Source organism: Gilliamella sp. Nev3-1 (assembly GCF_001690435.1).
Classification (GTDB): Bacteria; Pseudomonadota; Gammaproteobacteria; order Enterobacterales; family Orbaceae; genus Gilliamella; species Gilliamella apicola_C.
Map to the genome: position 1 here is coordinate 56,582 of NZ_LZHN01000003.1, position 18,680 is coordinate 75,261.

14 protein-coding genes and 1 riboswitch are annotated in these 18,680 nt (G+C 34.3%); of the genes, 2 read left to right on the plus strand and 12 right to left on the minus strand.

The window, feature by feature from the left end:
* Positions 1-15 precede the first annotated feature (15 nt).
* The 5 genes from A9G40_RS00375 to A9G40_RS00395 all read right to left on the minus strand — a co-directional run bounded on the left by A9G40_RS00375 (position 16) and on the right by A9G40_RS00395 (position 4,945).
* Positions 16-1,434, minus strand: coding sequence for a tetratricopeptide repeat protein (locus A9G40_RS00375; protein WP_065581406.1), 1,419 nt, complete (start codon positions 1,432-1,434; stop codon positions 16-18).
* 13 nt (positions 1,435-1,447) lie between these two features.
* Positions 1,448-2,326, minus strand: a complete 879-nt coding sequence (locus A9G40_RS00380; protein ID WP_065581407.1) for a type II secretion system F family protein — start codon at positions 2,324-2,326, stop codon at positions 1,448-1,450.
* 3 nt (positions 2,327-2,329) lie between these two features.
* Positions 2,330-3,256, minus strand: coding sequence for a type II secretion system F family protein (locus A9G40_RS00385; RefSeq protein ID WP_065581408.1), 927 nt, complete (start codon positions 3,254-3,256; stop codon positions 2,330-2,332).
* The gene (locus A9G40_RS00390) at positions 3,253-4,560 is read right to left on the minus strand and encodes a CpaF family protein (protein ID WP_081302092.1); all 1,308 of its coding nucleotides are present in this window, start codon (positions 4,558-4,560) and stop codon (positions 3,253-3,255) included. Before A9G40_RS00390 ends, A9G40_RS00385 begins: the two co-directional genes overlap by 4 nt.
* Before the next feature lie 127 nt (positions 4,561-4,687).
* Positions 4,688-4,945: a Flp family type IVb pilin gene (locus tag A9G40_RS00395; protein WP_065581409.1), complete on the minus strand. Its 258-nt coding sequence runs from the start codon at positions 4,943-4,945 to the stop codon at positions 4,688-4,690.
* 233 nt (positions 4,946-5,178) lie between these two features.
* Here A9G40_RS00395 and A9G40_RS00400 point away from each other — a divergent pair, with 233 nt between their 5' ends.
* Positions 5,179-6,021, plus strand: a complete 843-nt coding sequence (locus A9G40_RS00400; protein WP_255307284.1) for a sulfatase-like hydrolase/transferase — start codon at positions 5,179-5,181, stop codon at positions 6,019-6,021.
* Between the two features lie 231 nt (positions 6,022-6,252).
* Here A9G40_RS00400 and pbpC read toward each other — a convergent pair whose 3' ends face one another.
* From pbpC to coaA, 7 genes are all read right to left on the minus strand, one after another.
* A complete protein-coding gene (gene pbpC, locus A9G40_RS00405; protein ID WP_065581411.1) occupies positions 6,253-8,550 on the minus strand; it encodes a penicillin-binding protein 1C in 2,298 nt (765 codons plus the stop codon).
* 115 nt (positions 8,551-8,665) lie between these two features.
* Positions 8,666-13,819: an alpha-2-macroglobulin family protein gene (locus A9G40_RS00410; RefSeq protein WP_065581412.1), complete on the minus strand. Its 5,154-nt coding sequence runs from the start codon at positions 13,817-13,819 to the stop codon at positions 8,666-8,668.
* 281 nt (positions 13,820-14,100) lie between these two features.
* Positions 14,101-14,751 carry a 7-cyano-7-deazaguanine/7-aminomethyl-7-deazaguanine transporter gene (locus tag A9G40_RS00415; protein ID WP_141671984.1) on the minus strand — a complete coding sequence of 217 codons (651 nt, stop codon included), beginning with the start codon at positions 14,749-14,751 and terminating at the stop codon, positions 14,101-14,103.
* Positions 14,752-14,821: 70 nt separating this feature from the next.
* Positions 14,822-15,478 carry a 7-cyano-7-deazaguanine synthase QueC gene (queC, locus tag A9G40_RS00420; protein WP_065581414.1) on the minus strand — a complete coding sequence of 219 codons (657 nt, stop codon included), beginning with the start codon at positions 15,476-15,478 and terminating at the stop codon, positions 14,822-14,824.
* Between the two features lie 28 nt (positions 15,479-15,506).
* Positions 15,507-15,980: a preQ(1) synthase gene (gene queF / locus A9G40_RS00425; RefSeq protein ID WP_065581415.1), complete on the minus strand. Its 474-nt coding sequence runs from the start codon at positions 15,978-15,980 to the stop codon at positions 15,507-15,509.
* 2 nt (positions 15,981-15,982) lie between these two features.
* Positions 15,983-16,027, minus strand: a riboswitch (PreQ1 riboswitch).
* A 545-nt stretch (positions 16,028-16,572) separates the two neighbouring features.
* Complete coding sequence (locus A9G40_RS00435; protein ID WP_065581416.1) at positions 16,573-17,010, minus strand: DUF1090 domain-containing protein; 438 nt, start codon at positions 17,008-17,010, stop codon at positions 16,573-16,575.
* A 24-nt stretch (positions 17,011-17,034) separates the two neighbouring features.
* Positions 17,035-17,970, minus strand: coding sequence for a type I pantothenate kinase (gene coaA / locus A9G40_RS00440; RefSeq protein ID WP_065581417.1), 936 nt, complete (start codon positions 17,968-17,970; stop codon positions 17,035-17,037).
* A 169-nt stretch (positions 17,971-18,139) separates the two neighbouring features.
* Here coaA and yihI point away from each other — a divergent pair, with 169 nt between their 5' ends.
* Positions 18,140-18,652 carry a Der GTPase-activating protein YihI gene (gene yihI, locus A9G40_RS00445; protein WP_065581418.1) on the plus strand — a complete coding sequence of 171 codons (513 nt, stop codon included), beginning with the start codon at positions 18,140-18,142 and terminating at the stop codon, positions 18,650-18,652.
* The last annotated feature ends 28 nt before the right edge of the window (positions 18,653-18,680 follow it).

The window sequence follows — 18,680 nt, forward strand, 5'->3', positions numbered from 1 at the left end:
AGTTATTTTTTGCACTTATTTATTTTCTAAATAAAAATCAAATGCAAAACAGTGAGCCTTACCCTTAGAGTTAGGACCAGCATAAAAATCTTTTAATATTGAGTTCTGCTTTGTTTTTATTTGTAGAATTAATGTTTTTTCAGTGGTTAAATTTCCTGTAACACTAGCAAAATCGCGATCACTACGAGAAATTTGATTAATAATATAATCTATTCGTTCGGCAGAAATGTTTACGTCATAGAACGATAATTTGAATTCTGTTGGCGAAACTTTCTCAACTAAATATTGATTTTTACCCAATTGAGTATCTGTTTCTAAGGTAATTCGGCTATACTTACCGTGCTCACCCGATCGAACTGCTAAAATAGTCAACTTTGGCGTTGCCTGATTTGCTTGGCTATTCTGTTTAGAATCAGTTGTGTTAGTAACCGATTCTAGATTAGCTACATTAGATTGTTGAGTAACTATTTTAGATTTGTTTTCTGTCGTTCCCAATTTAGCCACATTTGCTAATTTAGCACTAATTTCTGACTTATCATCAGCTCGTATTTTTGTTCCTTTTTCTGACTTGACAACCATTTCTGTTTTGGATATTTGCTGCGATGCTACTTTTTCAACTGAATATTGCTTTTGATTATCACTTTGTGCTGGCGTAATTTCATTAAATTTTATCGCATTATCTGGTTCGATCTGCTTTAATTCTTGAATTAAAATTTCTGGTTCATTAGATAACTTATGAGCTAAACAAAATGACTTAGCTAATTTAATTTTATTTAATTTCACCAATGTATAAAATAAATTATGAAGAATTGTCTGATCACGATATCCTTTAGTATATAAAATATTTAGGTGTTTATAAGCTTCAGTATAGTCTTTATTCAAAATGGCTAGCATCGCTAAGTTATTTGTAACTTTATTTTCATCATAAAAGTTTTCTCTAGCTAGATTGAATGCATAACGCGCTGCATCATATTGTTTCTTTTTTAGCAAAACAATGCCTTTTACATTATATGCTTCACCATTTTTAGGATTGATTGCAATCGCTTTGTCTAAATATGCTAATGCTGTGTCATTGTTCCGCATTCTAGACTCAACATGACCATACAAAACAAAAAGCTTATCATTTTTGCTTTTATTTAAAACTGGCGATAATACCCTTTTTGCCGCTTCAAAATCATTAGAAAGGTAGTAGATTTGAGCAAGTTTATACCTTGTATCTTCAGTGTCAGAGCGCTGTAAGCGTTGCTTATAGAGCTCAATTAAACCACCGTAATTTTTTGTTGTTTCATGAATATAAATTTTTTGTTGTTCATTTAAATCATATTTTAAGGTGCTATTTTGGCACCCAATGGCAAAAAACAATACTGAACAGACCGCAATACATTTCGGCTTTATTAACTTTCTTGGCTTACAGCATATTGAAAAGTAATTCATTATCTCTACATCCCTAACTATTACTAAATGTTGATATAATACTCATGATAACAGGTGCAACAACAACAACAAGAACAGGTACTAGAAAAAAAATCATCATTGGTATTGTCATTTTTGCGGCAATAGCTGCAATTTTTTCTTCTATGGTTAATTTTTGTATTTCTCTAATTTCAGCTGATAACTCTAATAAAGCATCATAAATTGAACTACCATAACTAATACTTCTTTTTAACGTAGTGCAAAACATTCTAACCTCTTTACTTGGCACTTCCCGCTGAACTAAATCAATAGAAGGACCAATACCATTGACCTCCATCATTAAACAAGCTCTCTCCAAAATAACTGCGATATCTTTATTAATTGGTTTCGTTCTTAGGCTTAAATACTTAAAACCATTTTCAATGGTCATGCCTGATTTAACCATAATTGCCATCATATCAATGATCAACGGTAAATCTCGCGAAATTTTTCTAATTCTTTTTTCTGTTTGCCTTTTCACTATTTTTTCAGGCACAAAAATCACCACAATAATAATTATCAGCAAAGTAATCAATAATATATCGCTTTCAAGTGCAACAAAAGAAAAGAGCTGATTTATCAGATAAAAAAACGAAAAACCAACAATAACCGCATAGACTTTCCAGCTGTTTTCTTCTTGAAAACGGCGTAAAAAACTAAGGGTAACACTATTTTTAGCTGCAATTCTTTCAAAGGAAACATTCTTTTGACCAATATCCTTTCTAAGGTTAATCGCTTTCTTTCCTTTGCTTTCATTATTTAAGAGTAAACCAATTTTTTCTTTTCTTTGATGCAGTTGATACGAATTAATCAATTCTTTGCCACCAAGATAAATTAAAATAACTGGAAATAATATATTTAGCAAACTAGTCATAATTTAAATGATCTTATTAATCATTCCTTTGATAGTTGAATAACCAATAACTACACTCCCTACAATATAGTACAAAATATAGTGACCAACCGTTGTACCAACTAAATACCCATAATTTTCTTCTGAGAGAAACTTAAGTAAAAGAATAAAACCAAAAGGCATAAAACCTAATATTATCATTGACATTCTTAGTTCCGCAGTTTTTCCATCCCTTATTTTCGTTAGTATTCGATTGTTAGATAGCATTTTGGTTAACCTATTAAGAACCTCTTTTAACTCCCCACCGCCATCAAGATTGACCATAATTGTTAAAATAAAGAAATAATATTCTGGAAAAGGAAGCCGCTGATAAGAATTTAACAAAACTCCCTCAGCACTTTCACCAATTTCTATCCGCCTATCTATTTCTTTCATTGTTTTGCCAACAATCCCGTCCACTGCGTTTCCACATACTTTAAAGCTTGTTGTTATTGCATTACCAGAAGAGACCACACCTGAGATGATATTCAATGCTTCGGGAAACGTTTCGTAAAATTCTTTTTTCAGCTTTCTTTTTTTCAAAAAAAGAATTATGAAAACTGTAAAAATAGCACTAGATGGAACTACTATATAATTAGCGTAATTGAAAAACTTTTGATTCATCACTACCCCTGCCACAACACCTGCAAAAATATAAATAAGCAAACGTGCTTTAGATTGACCCACTATAAGCAAATTATAGTAGGAACCGAATAGTGCATTGAAATCAAAGCCTAATCGCTCCCAAAAAGATAGTTTTTGTGTTCTTAGTTGCTCTTCAACTAAACTAGATAATGATTTATTTTTAACTTCCAGATTATAAAAAACTTGTAATCGTCCTCTACGACGACGTAAAATCCAAATATTAGCAATAGAGATAAGAATAAGTATAACGGAAAGAACAAGAATCATGATTTGATCCCCACTGCATTTAACATAAGCTTTTCTAACACGTCTGACATGTCATAATATTGAGCACTTTCATAAAGTGCAGATCGTTTTATTAACCCATTACAAACAAATTCACCCTGAATCTTGCCTTGTTCGTTTCTTTCATCACTAATACGAAACTTAAACACATCATGGGTGATAATATTTTCAGATTCTAAGCCAACAACTTCAGTAATACTCATCACCTTACGTTGTCCATCTGGAAGGCGAGAGGCCTGAATAATAAAATTAACAGAAGAAGCAATATAGTGCCTAATTGCAACTATGGGTAATTCTGGCTGAGCCATAATAATCATACTTTCAAGGCGAGATAAGGCATCTTTAGCAGTGTTAGCATGCAATGTCGACATTGAACCGTTGTGTCCTGTATTCATAGCCTGAAGCATCTCAAAGGCCTCTTCACCACGACATTCCCCTAAAATAATTCGGTCTGGCCTCATCCGAAGGGCATTAACTAATAAATTTTGCATGGTCACTTTGCCACGCCCATCCTCTCCACCCGCTTTTGTTTCCATTCTAACCACATGGTCTTGTTGTAGTTTTAATTCGGCTGCATCCTCAAGTGTAATGGTTCGTTCATGTTCACCAATAAATCCAGATAATGCATTTAACATTGTGGTTTTACCAGAGCCTGTTCCACCCGAAACAATAATATTCATTCGACAACGAGCTGCAATAACTAAAAAATTAGCCATATCTTCGTTTAGTGAGCCATAGTTAATTAAATCATGGAATGTGCGACGCCCCGTTCCAAATTTACGAATTGACATCGAGGTGCCATCAATTGCAATGGGCGGAATCACAACATTAAGGCGGCTACCATCAGGCATTCGTGAATCAACTAACGGGTGTGATTCATCTATATTTTTACCAACTTTATTGACTAAACGCCTTGCGATATCAAGTAACTGTCGCTCATTAATAAAAAACTTTTCGCTTTTACTGAGGACTCCTCCTCGTTCAACATAAATGCTATACGGACCATTTACTAAAATATCGTTGACAGTTTCGTCTTTCATTAATGAATCAATTGGACCATAACCAACAATTTCATCACAAATCATACCAGCCAATACATTTAATTCGTCAGCTGTAATATGAACGTTACCTGAATTAACAATATCTCTGATTATAGTCTGCACTTCACGCTGGATTCTGGCGGGTTCGTTTTTTAGTTGTTCAACTAGCTCTAAGTCAAGAACTTGAAAAACCAAATCACGAACTTTACCCCATTCACTAGGAAATTTTAATTGTTCATTATCCATGTTTTATATTTCATCATGCTCTTCTACTAAAAACAGATTAAAGCTACCGATCACTTCCTAGTAGCTTTAATCTTAGATGATGACGGTAACTTGTTACCGTCTACTTTCAAATGTTACATAGCACTAATTAAGGAGCAGGGTTGTTCTGACCACCACCGCCATTAACGACCAACATGCTTTGTACTTTAGCTTGTAAGCTGGTATATACGTTAGATAACATATCATAAACTGGACCACCTGACTGACCCTTGAAAATAACTGAAACAACAGCCGCAACACCAGCTGCAACGATTGCGTATTCAATCGCAGTTACACCTTCTTCGGTTTTAGCAAATTTACCTAAAAAAGTTCTAGCTTGAGCACGAAGTGCTGATAAATACATCATAGTTTTCTCCTTTAAATATTTCTTACATTTCTTTTATTTTAAAATATCACTTTCCAATCAGAAAGTGGGTGTATAATATACTTAATTTTATAGTTTGCCAATATGGCAAATAAAAAAAAATTGGCGTAAATTCATTATTAATCATGTTAATATTAATAAAAATAATCGATTAATTTTTTTAAAATTTTTTTAACTAAAATGTTTTTTATCAAAATAACAAATGAGAAAGAATTATTTTTTTTAAACAAACAACACCGTTTATAACCAAAATTTTTAGTCAAAATGGTGCTTGTATTATTCAAAACAGCCACTCTGTTGCCGCTATTACAAGAGATTCATTAGCATTAACACTTTCATTTAATGTCCCAGAAAGCGATGATAATTTATTTAATAATAAATCGATTATTGAGATGGCTAAATTCAATCATTACAAAACTTATTGGCTAGCCTCACCTGCTCAGGAGATTAAAGGGTCATTTGATACTAAATTTGGTTTTATTGCACGTAAGAGCGATGTTGTCGCTTTTGGTAAAGATATGCATGATATTTATTTAAGTCAGCTATTAGAGGAAACGCTTCAGCAAGACAATTCACCGAAAAAATTCATTTTCGTACATTTGCGAGGAAGTCATCAACCTTATGAAAATTATGATGAAATTGATAAGCAAGCTTTACCTGATGCTGAAAAATATGATCTGACCATCCATCATACAGATCGTACAGTGAAAGCATTGTATGATGTTATTAACAAATATAGCGATAATTATACCTTAATTTATACCTCGGATCATGGCGAAATCGTTAATGTTGGGCATGGTGTAAACAACACAAATGTTGACCAATTTTTAATTCCGTTTATGTTTATATCAACAAATGATCGTTATAACTGTCAATTTATAGAGTCGTTTCGAAACCCAACTGGTTATTTAAGTGGGTTGATGAATAAATATATTTTATCTAATCTTTTAGGGTACAATGTTGATCAAACTACTCTGAACAAAGAAAAAAATAATGATCGTGTTTTTATGCCTGATGGTAGCGTTATGCCTTTTTTAAAATTTTATAATAGTGATTAGGTTTTATTATAATTTTTCATCAATAAATTGCGATATCTAATATAAATTTTACAATACAAAAATGAAGGGGGGCATTTGTAAAATGTGATGGAAGAAAAGATCAATTAACAATATGCTCCTTTAAATATTTTACTCTGATGCCTGTAACTATACTGAGTAATACAGTGAATAGCGCTAGCAAATTCTACAAATAATGCTCACCCAACAGCCACAAGCTTGCTTTCTATATGATTAATCGAAAGTAAATGCCATTCGCACAATTTGCCCACTCTGATCTAACAATAAAAGGTTATGTAAGCCTGTTTGAGTGATAGTTAAGGATGTTTTTTGCTCGTTATGGGTGTGCGCAATTAGCTCGCCATCTAGAAACCACCATTTATCACCATTGCCACCTTGTGGTGTTAAATCAATTGTGACATCGTTTTGCCCTGGTAGGCGTTTTACCAATTGCTTATCGCGCAATCCGATAATATTCAGTGGCGAAAAGGTATCTTTACCAAGAACTGGGCAATTTTTATCAACCTCAGGGAGCCTTGATTGTCGGCGCTCTTTGGGTAATAACCAATTTTCTAATGCTATTGGCCAAAGTGCAATTTGTTTTTTATGCGCATTGCTGCAATCTGCTGATACTAGTTTTCCTTTATCATTTACCCAAATAGTCGTCCAGCCTGAACGATAGATGTTATTATTAAGCGATGCAAGAGTATCAAGCGTTGGCGGTACCATGTTATTTAATATCCAAGCGCTTTTTTGACGATGGCAGTTTTCATCAGTTACTGACAGTATTTGCCCTGATGGCCAGCAAATTTTGTGTAAGGTAACGGTTGCTGGTTTGGTCACCACGGGTAATGGTCGATTCAATCGCCGTTCTTTGTTTAATAATAGCGTGTTAACCTGTCGCAAAATTGGCACCGCTGTGATAGCACCATATTGACCAACAACGGGGGTACCATCTGGGCGGCCAACCCAAATACCAATTAAATAGCGAGGATTGATACCCATTGCCCAAGCGTCACGATAGCCATAACTAGTCCCTGTTTTATAGGCAAGTTGTTGGTTATTAATTAACATTTGCCTTGTGATCCATGCACTTCCATCACTAATAAATGGTTTACTTAACAGTGGTTCGATTTGCGTAAATCGTAAAGGACTGACTTGTCCATGACGTGCAAAGGCACTATATGCGCTAACTAAATTATCCATTCTTAGCGATGCGCCTCCTAATATATATGAAATATTAGGATTATTACCAGTAGATACAAGGGATAAACCAATGTCCACAAGGTTACCGGTAAATCTTTTAGGACCATAGTGTTCAATTAGCTGAACCGCTGGTAGGTTTAGCGAATTTTTTAGCGCTTCTGAAGCACTTACTGGACCATAAAAGCTCTTATCAAAATTAGTAGGAAGGTAATCAGAGTTAATTCGAGGCGTATCTTGCAATAATGATTCAGAATGAATCATGCCATCATCAATCGCTAATGCATAAATAAAAGGCTTTAATGTTGATCCTGGTGAACGTAGTGCACTGATCATATCAACCTGGCCAAATCGTTCTTTATCATTAAAATCAGCTGAGCCAACATAACCTTTTACAGTCATATCGGTATGATCGACAACTAAAATAGCAAGTGAAGTTTTAGGTGGTAACTGGTTTTTTCGATTTCTAGCAATATCTTCAAGATTATATTGAAGGGATAGATCGATATTTGAATGAATAATGTCAATATTAGGGTATTGCTGACTGAGTCTGCGAGCTAATAAAGGCGCAAGCTGTGTTTTTTTACGTGGATAAACCCAGACTTCTTCTTTTTGAACTTGCTTTATAATATCGGGCGACCATATTTGGTATTGAGATAATCTTGTTAGAACTTTATCTCGAGCTTTTTTGGCTCGTTCTGGGTATCTATCTGGGCGCAAACGACTAGGAGCTTGAGGCAATATAGCTAATAAGACACTTTCGCTATGCGTTAATGCTTTTGGTGCTTTACCAAAATATGACCAACTGGCAGCGCCTAAACCTTCAATTGTGCCACCAAATGGTGCATGGTTAATATATAAAGTTAAAATTTCATCTTTTTTGAAGCGCAATTCAAGTTGTAGCGTTCGAAACACTTGTTTCAGCTTACCTATCATGGTGCGATCGTGAGGGTAAAGCAGCCTTGCAACCTGCATTGAAATAGTACTACCACCTGAAATAATTTTTTTATTGGTAATATTTTGCCAAGCTGCGCGCAGTAATGATGCTGGATTAATGCCAAAATGATGATAAAAATAGCGATCTTCATAATTTAATAAAGCATCAAGATAATCATTGGGCACTTCATCTAATTTGATAGGATATCGCCACACACCGTTTTCGTCAGCAAATCGCCAAAGAGGAGTGCCATCTTGTGCAAGAATTGTTTGTGTGCTTTTTTGTTTTGCTATTGATATTGGAAATAAGCAATCGGCAATAAAAAAAATACCAACTAGTAGTAGGAGTACAAAAAGCAATAAAGCCAGAATTTTTAGCAGGCGCTTTTTCATTTTTGTCAAAAAGCCTCAAAAAATCTATGGTTTAATATAAAATGGTGCCGCTAACTTTCGTTAGCGGATCATCGTTTTGTTTGTATTTTATTAATCAATTCTAATACCAATGCTATTATTGCTCGGCATTATTCGATTCTGATTTGCGTTCAACAATAGACATGAAGTTAAGCGATTGACCAACAGCGAATCTATCTGGGCGGTACATTGATTCAACATAAGGATACGGAATCCTATAATTACCAGCTGTTACAGCCCGAACTAAGTAAGCTACCCGTGAACGATAAGAATCTTCACTCACATAATGATTGATATCAACCGCAGCAACAAATCTATCGTCACGGAATTCTTGATATTTAATATCATTACTATCATCATCTTTCAATAGGTTGGCTAATTCAGGGATCGCCTGTAAGCTGACACTACTGTTAGTTAGATTTTGATTTTCTATTTCAAGTCCAGCAGGTAAGAAATCAACGATTAATGCATCATGAATAGCTTCTTTATGAGCGTTGACATCTAATAAAACCACCATTAAATCACCTACTTTCATCTGATCAGGTTGGATTTTATTTCCTTTTAAATCATAATAAGAGCGATTAATTGTTAATTTATTTTCATCACTTGTTGGCGCAGGGGGTTTTTTACCATAACCAGAAACGGTCAATTTAATATAAAGTGGCTGTGCATTTTCTGGATTCGAAATCGTTAATCCATTTGCTAAATTAGCAAAATCGAGTGAGCGTGATAAGCTAGTATCTACATCATTGCTCTGTTTATTAATTGTAACATTAAATTGCTTTGAAGATTTATATTGATCCAATGACCAACCCGCCACAAATAATGCACTAAGCTCTTGGGTTGAAAAATAGCGAGTATCATTGAGTAAATCAGATAAATGGATTAAGTAGTCAGCTTGTTTATCAATACTCAACTTGTTTTCAATCAATAAAGCTAAAATTAACGCATTATCACGAACTGCACTGCCATACTCTCCAAGCCAAGGATATTGATTGTCGTAACTTTTTGTAAATACTTGTGGCATTAAGCTGTTATAGATATTTTCAAAACCTGCAAGTTTGGCTGATAATGCTAATTGAGCAACTGGCAACGGCGAAAACACCTTAAAATCGCTTTCGGTGATCTGTTGATACATTTTATTAATTTCATTACGTACAGGTACAGTGATTTTATTTTGTTTGGTTAGTACAACTAAAGCATAAGCTTTAGTTGCAAATTGCGTGTAGTCACTTACTTGTGAATTATCATTATAGTTTTGTAAACTATTAAATACATTCACATCATAAATATATTGGTTAATACGAGAAATAGCCGCATCAAGTGCAGCATTATTAACATTATAACCACGCTCTTTAGCTTGCAATAAAAAGTCGGTCGCATACACGGTTAACCAATGATCTTCTGCACTATCTTTAGTCCATAAACCAAAACTACCATCATTACGTTGCATTGATAATATTTGAGAAATCCCTGCTTGTACTTTTTCGCGACGTTTGGTATCCGATTCAGTTTTGATTCCTAATGCAGCCAGCTGTTCTTGGTTTGCATATAATGATGGCATTAAGCTACTAATAGTCTGTTCTAAACAGCCATACGGATAGGACAATAACGACTTGATATACTGAGCTATATTCAGCGGTGGTTGATTTGATACAATCAATTTACCATCAACCGTATTTTCAATCATTTCGGCAATACTATCTTCAGGTAAAACCCAGCTGTCACCACCATTTATTGCTGCCGCATAGTATTTTGTGGTCGCAGCATAAGCAGGTCTAACGCCTACATGCCATGAACGTTTGATTTGGTAATTTGAACCATCATCTAACAAAATCCCTTTAACATTAATTGTTATAGATCCTTGCCCATAGCCATAATTAGCAACAACAGGCAATTGAATAATCTGCCTTTGCTTGCTTTCTAAAGTTATTGCTGTAGTGTTTACCGAATTTTGAAAAATCAAACCTCCTGTTGAAACTTCAAGCTGTATTGTTTGTTTTTTTTCGGTTAAATTATGAAGATTTAGCGCTAATGTGGCTTGATCGCCACCAGATAAAAATCGCGGAGTGGATAGCTCTGCAATTACTGGTGAAGCAACTATCATAGTTTGTTCTGCTTTACCAAAACGGCTATCATCCCATGCTTGAGCCATTATGCGCAATTCGCCATTAAAATCAGGTAAAGTAAGATTAACAACCCCCTCACCTTCATTGTTCAGTTCGATAGTTTGCAATTGCTGGGCAACAATATTGACGTCAGTTAATGGTGTTTTACCCCCTGTATTTTCTGCGCCGAGTAAAGCATCCCCCCCAAAACTTATATTTACATTACGCCCTTTGCCTTCAATCAATTTGCCATATACATCATAAAGATCAACATTATAGCGTTTACGCCCTAAGAATGCACTGTATGGGTCAGGTGTTGCAAAACCAGTAATGTTCAATACCCCCGAATCAACGGCTGAAACCAATACGGTTACTTTGTGATCTTGTTGTATTGCGTTTTTATCCATTTTAACTTTAATTGGAATTGTTTTTTCTGGCTCTGTTTTTTGCGGAACGTCAAGGCTCACGGTTAATTGACGATTTGACGTGTCAATTGGCAAATAAAGTAAACCAATTGCTCTTTTAATTGTTTGTACAGCAGCATCGGTTGATGGACGAATGATCATAGCATTAATATAAATATCATGGCGTCCCCAGTCTTTAATTGGTATCTCAACATCTAGACCTTGATCATCAACAGCAATATCTTTTTTCCATAACATTCCGTCATTGGTTTCAAGTGAAATATAGCCTGATCCAGCAACAGGAGCTTGTACACGTACTTTAGCGGTATCACCAACTGAATAAGCAGTTTTATCAAGGCTTAGTTTAACTTGATCAGGCCGAACAGCATTTGTACCATTTGTGTTATCTTCCCAATTGTAACCACTCCGAAAACGTAAACTACTGCTAATATTATTTGTAGTATCAACAATTTCAATACGATAAGATCCATAATCCTCTGTTTGATAACTCACTTTAGCTGTACCATTTTCATCAATAGTTAGTGGTTGTTCTTGAACAACAAATTCATTGGAATTAGATTCTTGGTGCCACCCTGCATCGTCAGACCAACTCCAATAATAGTTGCGACGTTCACGAATAATTTTTGCTTTTAAATGATTTGATGCTAGCTTTTTTCCGTCAGTATTGACATAGGCAACTTCAAATTCAGCATTAGCGCCTTTATCAACTGTGGGACTATTTTCATAACGATCTGTTGACCAATCATAATAAAGCGATTGAGAAAACAACGCACGTACCACAGGCATTTTTTCAGTTGGCCAAATTGTTTGGCTTGCATAACGTGTAATAGGGCGTCCACCAGAATCAAGCAAACTTGCTTGTAAAATAACTTTAATTGGAGAGCTTAATTTACCCCAATCGCTAGTATCAATGCCAACTTGTGCAATCCCATTTTTATCCAGAACCATGTCAATATTATCAAGTTGGCGATCAAGATTATCATCAGTCACACGTCCAATTTTATAATTGGCTAAGTTAGCAATTGAATCTGCTTTTTTGAGATAAACATGACCTTCTAAGTTATTACCTATTGCTGGAGCACCATAAAGATACCAACCTTTAACATTAAAACTAACATTCTTATCCAAGATAACCGGCTTGTCTGATGTGGTTGTAATTTCCATTGCCATGCGTTCTGGCAAAAATTCTTCCACATGAAACCCGGCATAACGGTAGTTATCATCACCTAGATTAAAACGAAAAGCCCATTTACCTGTTGCTGCATTAGCAGGAATAACATATTGCCACTGATATAAGCCATTTGAGTCAGCTTTAGCATTGATAGTAAAATTTTCAACAATTTGATTATCAGGTAACATAACATCAACCACAATAGGTTGGGTTGGCAATGGCTTACCATTAGCATCACGTAAAAGCGCATTAAAATAAACCGTTTCTTGAGGGCGATATAAATCACGAGCGCCAAAAACAAATAGCTGTTTTTGATAAAAAGCCGAACCGACTAAGTTATACTTGCTTAAATTTAATGCATTACGATCTAAATTTACAAAAGAAATTTGTTGCCCTTTATTTGCGGTAAGTAAAGCATAATCCATACCTTTTGGTAAGGTTACTTCAGCATAACCGTCTGCATCAGTTTTAGCTAAAATGGTGGAACAGTTTTTATTGCTCTCTCGAATGCTTTTATTACATAAAATCAATATGTCAACGTCGCCAAGAGGCTGACCATTGTCTAGTGCATGCGTAAGCACTGATAATTTACCATTTTCATACGCATGAACAGCAATACCAATATTGCTAATCGAAAATAGTGATGTAGGGTTGGAATAATTGTAAGTTCCCGCTTGATTCATAACGGCAAAATAAATACCTTCTTGCTGTAATTGAGAAATTGAGGATAAGTCAAGCAATACCGTTTCTTGAAAATTACGTTTAGGGTTAAGATCAAAGCGAGATGAATAAACTAAATCAGCAAATTTATTGATATTATTTGAGTTCCAACTTGTTATTTGATTAATAAACCCATAATCAGAAATAAAATCCGATAAATGTTCAGGTTTAATTTTAAAGAAGTTAACATCAATTTTATTAACATTAAGCGTAGTAATCGGTAAACCACTCATTGATTTGCTAGGCAATAAAACACCACTATTGGCAAAACCAACAAACGGCTGGCGATCTTGAGTTTTAAATTCGGTTTGGTAGACTTCTTTTAAGCTGTTGCCATTAATTGCAACTAACATTTTATCGATAGTGAGCTCTAATTCACGGTTGGGTTCAAGGTATCGATGTCTTAATTCGAGTCCATTATCTGACAGCTCCCAAGCTCCATCAACATTACCCATTTTTTTATCAACTAGACGAAGCAAATTAGAAAAATTAAGATTAGGATTTAAAGGAACAGAAAAGGTTACAACCAACGTGCTAGAACCATCCAGAATGGTTTCGGAACTATCTATGACCGTTAAGGCCTTACCATGATATTTTTCGATTAATTCTGGTGTGGGATTAAAAACCGTTGTTGGTGATTGATCTTGCGCTATTTTATTATTTTCATTAGGCTCACCAATTTTGGTCGTGTTGCTGTTATCAATAACTTCTGTTGCTAATTGCGGTGATGATTGCTCTGCATTTGCTGTTTGTTCTGTTTCTTTATTGTCACACCCCGCTAAAGCTAACAATAGGCTAAATATAGCTAAATGTTTTACTAATGCCATACTTTGTCCACCTCCCACCTCATATTTTATTATTATTGATATTGATTATATTTTATATATATATTATGCACAGTTCTTCGCTTTTTAGCAAAGCGTGTAGCAACAGATTGAGCAATTTTATTGCAAATACCAGAAAGAAAAACTTCAATAAAATCAATTACTTTTCTGAACGTTTTTTATAGTCTTTATTGTATGCATTGAAAATAGAATTAAAACTCATCAAAAATAATTAATGAGTTTTAGTTTATTAAGATAAGTCAGTGAAATTTAGGTTATAACGATTAATTAGTTTTGGAGACAAAAATTAATTTTTTTAGGATAAAATTTAAAATCACACCATAAAGAGGCAAAAAGAATAAGCCACAAATGATAATTTTAAAACTGTAATCCATTAAAGAAATTTCGACCCAATGATTTGCCATAAATTCATCGCTACTTTGATAAAAGGCAATAGCAAAAAAGACAATAGTATCAATACCATTCCCAAAGATAGCCGATGCTGTTGGTGCAACCCACCACGATTTATTTTTTCTTAAATAGTTAAAGACAGTAATATCCATCAATTGTCCAACTAAATAAGCTGCAAAACTAGCTAATGCAATTCGAAAAACAAAACTATTAAATTCCGTCAATGCCGATAAACCAACCCAATGTGTTTCAAAAAATAGTACGGAAATCACATATGAAAATAGCAATGCGGGGAGCATCACCACAAAAATTATCTTCCTAGCTAAACTCGCTCCAAATACCCGAATAGTTAAATCAGTGGTAAGAAAGATAAATGGAAAAGTAAACGCCCCCCAAGTGGTTTGAAAACCAAAAATATCAAATGGAATTTGTACTAAATAATTGCTGGAAGCGATAACCAAAATATGAAAAAACGAAAGCCAGCTTAGAGCCTTGATTTGCTGTGCGTGAGTAAATTGGTTTATATGTTCTGAATTAGCGTTCAGGTGCATAAATTTGTCCTTTTTAATGGGGTAAGTGAACCCAGTGTTTCAATTAATTTGAATGATTAAGGTATTCTGTTAATCCTTTATCTCGAAGAATACAGCTCGGGCATTTGCCGCATCCACCATCAATTCCGTAATAACAAGTATGAGTATGGTCACGGACATAACCCAAATAACCCAGTTTATCAGCCATTTCCCATGTTTGAGCTTTAGTCAAATACATCAAAGGGGTGATAAGATTGAAATTATAATCCATAGCAAGATTCATCGATACATTCATTGATTTAATAAAAATATCACGACAATCAGGGTAGCCACTAAAATCGGTTTCACAAACGCCAATAATAATGTCACTAATACCGTGTTGCTTGGCATGACAACCAGCTAAAAGCAAAAACAGCATATTACGTCCATCCACAAAAGTATTAGGGTAATCGCCTTCTTTGGCTGCGGTGATTTTTTGTGAATCATCAATCAAAGCATTATTGGTCGTCTGTTTAATCACCGAGGTATCCACTACTGTTTGCTTAACGCCAAGATCTTCAGCAATCCACTTGGCTTTTTCAAGCTCAATAGCATGACGTTGACCATATTGAAAGCTGATGGTTTCGACGTTTTCACGACCATAATCAGTAATGGCTTGCAGTAAACAGGTAGTAGAATCCTGCCCACCAGAAAATATCACTAGTGCTTTACGAGTTTGCATTGAGAGTTTCCTGTTAGGGTAAATTGAATTAGCGATTATCGACTTTTTCAGGATAAAGATCGTGATTAGCCAAACGGCTCATCGCTATTTGTTCCCAATTAGTGCCGGCTTTACCATAATTTGCATAAGGATCGATAGAGATTCCACCGCGAGGGGTAAATTTTCCCCAGACTTCAATATATTTAGGATCCATTAGTTTAATAAGATCTTTCATAACAATATTGATGCAATCTTCGTGGTAATCACCATGATTACGAAAGCTAAATAGATATAGCTTGAGTGACTTACTTTCAACCATTTTAATATTAGGTACGTATGAAATATAAATCGTCGCAAAATCAGGTTGCCCAGTGATAGGACAAAGACTAGTAAATTCTGGGCAATTAAACTTAACAAAATAATCGTTAGTTGGGTGTTTATTATCGAACGTTTCGAGTATTTCAGGACAATAGGTTGTAGGATAGCGAACAGATTGATCGCCAAGTAGTGTAACTTTATTCATAATTTTCCTTAGTTTTTTAGCGTGGGAGGTTCACGAACCACGTAACAAAGCGCACACCATACTCTTTTTAAATAAAAAAGTCTAGTTATAAGCGCTTTATCCTAACTTAGATGATTGAAAATATAAATATAATAACCCACATGGAGCAAGCACCCAACTAAAAGCAAAGCATATTACCATTGTAAAGAATTTAGTAACGAGCCATGTTTCTGTACTTACAATGAAAGTATTATCACCAACGATATAACTAATAACATTTTCATAAACAAATCGAGAATATGGATATAAACCCCATAATATTAAAAGAGCTATCACTGTATATATGCTTTCAGGCATTTTAAATTTGAAGATCAGGGTACATAAAGGAGGAAGAGTAATTATAAAACTAAATAAATATTGTCGTATTAAATACCTTGCCGATAAACCGCCGAATGTTTTCTTCCAAAAGCTAGCAATTAAAATAACCTTATCCATTGTATTGAAAATGCTGAATATTTTATATTCTATTTTCATATATGTAAATATATTGAACATATTCAACGCTAAATCAGTGACAGTAAATAAGGTGTTAATTATGCTTGAATTCACATCCTTATTTAGCTTGAATTTCTTTATAAAATTCAGCTAATTTAGTTTTAGCTTCTCTCAACTCTTTTTGAGCTTCACTTAATTTTAGCTTTTGTTTAGCTATTTTTTGGGAGTCTCTTTTTGCTTGCGCTTTAGCTAAAGCTTGCTCTTTTTCGGCAACTTTTTTAGTCTTTTCAATTACTTTTTCGGTGTATTTAGCTTTTAAATCATCATCATTACAATATGTATTGATATCATGTAATGCTTTTTCAAGCCCTTGAGCTTGGTGCAAGTTACCCGCCTTTTTTGCCTTATCAATTTGTTTTTCCATAATGTGTTTTTTGCTAAAACAAGTTACACCTTTATATTCGTCATGATTTGCTGCATAAATATTAGGTATAAAAGCGATAGCTGTTAATACTAAAAAAATTAACTTACAAATTGATCTTATTGTTAATTTCATATCGATCTTCTTCCCCTTTTTAAATTATTTTCTTAATTGAACACAATCAACTTTATGATCTTTGCCTTTAGTTAGGATAAGGCTGGCTCTTTCCCTTGTTGGTAGGATGTTTTCTATTAAATTCAATTCATTAATTTCATGCCAAAGACGGTTTGCGATGTTAAGCGCTTCTTGCTCTGGCAATTTTGAGTAATGATTAAAATAAGAATTGGGATCGCTAAATGCTCCTGCTCTAAATTTTAAAAAACGATTGACATACCAATTGTGTAGCAACGAAACATCGGCATCAACATAAATTGAGAAATCAACATAATCAGAAACAAAAACACGATTATTGGCTTGTGCATAATTTACAGCGCCTTGTAACACATTTAATCCCTCAAGAATTAAAATATCAGGGCTATCGAGAATAATTTGTTCATTTTGAACAATATCATAAACTAAATGAGAATAAACGGGGGCTTTAACCTGTGCTTGGCCAGACTTAATATCAGCAACAAAATTGATCAGTTTTTTAATATCATAAGATTGCGGAAAGCCTTTTTTATTCATTATTCCACGTTCTTCAAGGCATTTATTGGGGTATAAAAAACCATCAGTTGTCACCAAAGCCACTTTGCGATGCTCAGGCCAACGAGATAATAATGCTTGCAATACACGAGCTGTAGTACTTTTCCCCACAGCAACGCTTCCTGCTATACCAATGATATAAGGAATTTTTTGGCTTTTGCCTAAAAATTTAGATAAAACAACCTGCCGACTAAAACTATTACTAATGTAATAATTAAGCAATCTGGATAAAGGTAGATAGATATCACTTACTTCATCCATTGACAGATCTTCATTAATGCCTTGTAGAGAGACTAACTCGTCACAAGTTAATGTCATTGGCTCTGCATTACGTAAGCTAGCCCACTCTTTACGACTAAATTGCATATAAGGGCTTAAATGATTGTTCATGTTTTATGTTTCTCTATTGCAATTAATTCTCAAATAGTTGGCTCAGATTATACATAAATCTCATTTTTTACAATCACAAATTAGCATTGATGCTTCATCATAGCTATCTGGTCAAGTTACTGTTAAAATACTAGCTAAATCTTTAACTCTGGTATTAAATTGAGATTGTATGTTAAAAAATAAATCGAAACAAAAAACTAAGAAAAGCCGTCAAGAGATCAATGAAGAATCTCGTGAACTAAAGCGTAAACGTAAACACAAAGGTTTGCCAAGTGGTTCCCGCTTTAATAATCAAGAGAATAACAAGAATAAAAATTCGACAAAAACAGTCAAAGATCCACGTGTGGGTAGCAAAAAGCCAATTTCTTTAATTGCGGAAACTTCAAGCAATGTCACACAAGCTAAACAACCTACTAAACCAACTAAAATGGTTTTATCATCAAATTTATCTCCACAACAAGAGTTAGAACAACTAGAAAATGATCCAAAATTAGATCAGTTACTGGATTTAGTCGAGCAAAATAGCAAACTAACTAAAGAGCAACAAACTTATCTTGATAGTAAATTAAATCGAATTGATGAGTTAATGCAAGAGCTCGGTTATACTGACGACGATTTTGATGATATTGAAGATCAAGACGACAAGAAAGAAGATATTGTTAGTTTGTTAAAACGAAACTAATGGTAGGAAAATATAATTAATACTCATG

Excerpts from the sequence above, each read along its gene's own strand:
- queC (WP_065581414.1), bottom strand. The coding sequence starts at position 15,478 with ATGCAAACTCGTAAAGCACTAGTGATATTTTCTGGTGGGCAGGATTCT.
- yihI (WP_065581418.1), top strand. The coding sequence starts at position 18,140 with ATGTTAAAAAATAAATCGAAACAAAAAACTAAGAAAAGCCGTCAAGAG.
- A9G40_RS00390 (WP_081302092.1), bottom strand. The coding sequence starts at position 4,560 with ATGGATAATGAACAATTAAAATTTCCTAGTGAATGGGGTAAAGTTCGT.
- coaA (WP_065581417.1), bottom strand. The coding sequence starts at position 17,970 with ATGAACAATCATTTAAGCCCTTATATGCAATTTAGTCGTAAAGAGTGG.
- A9G40_RS00395 (WP_065581409.1), bottom strand. The coding sequence starts at position 4,945 with ATGATGTATTTATCAGCACTTCGTGCTCAAGCTAGAACTTTTTTAGGT.
- queF (WP_065581415.1), bottom strand. The coding sequence starts at position 15,980 with ATGAATAAAGTTACACTACTTGGCGATCAATCTGTTCGCTATCCTACA.
- pbpC (WP_065581411.1), bottom strand. The coding sequence starts at position 8,550 with ATGAAAAAGCGCCTGCTAAAAATTCTGGCTTTATTGCTTTTTGTACTC.
- A9G40_RS00410 (WP_065581412.1), bottom strand. The coding sequence starts at position 13,819 with ATGGCATTAGTAAAACATTTAGCTATATTTAGCCTATTGTTAGCTTTA.
- A9G40_RS00380 (WP_065581407.1), bottom strand. The coding sequence starts at position 2,326 with ATGACTAGTTTGCTAAATATATTATTTCCAGTTATTTTAATTTATCTT.
- A9G40_RS00385 (WP_065581408.1), bottom strand. The coding sequence starts at position 3,256 with ATGATTCTTGTTCTTTCCGTTATACTTATTCTTATCTCTATTGCTAAT.
- A9G40_RS00435 (WP_065581416.1), bottom strand. The coding sequence starts at position 17,010 with ATGAAATTAACAATAAGATCAATTTGTAAGTTAATTTTTTTAGTATTA.
- A9G40_RS00375 (WP_065581406.1), bottom strand. The coding sequence starts at position 1,434 with ATGAATTACTTTTCAATATGCTGTAAGCCAAGAAAGTTAATAAAGCCG.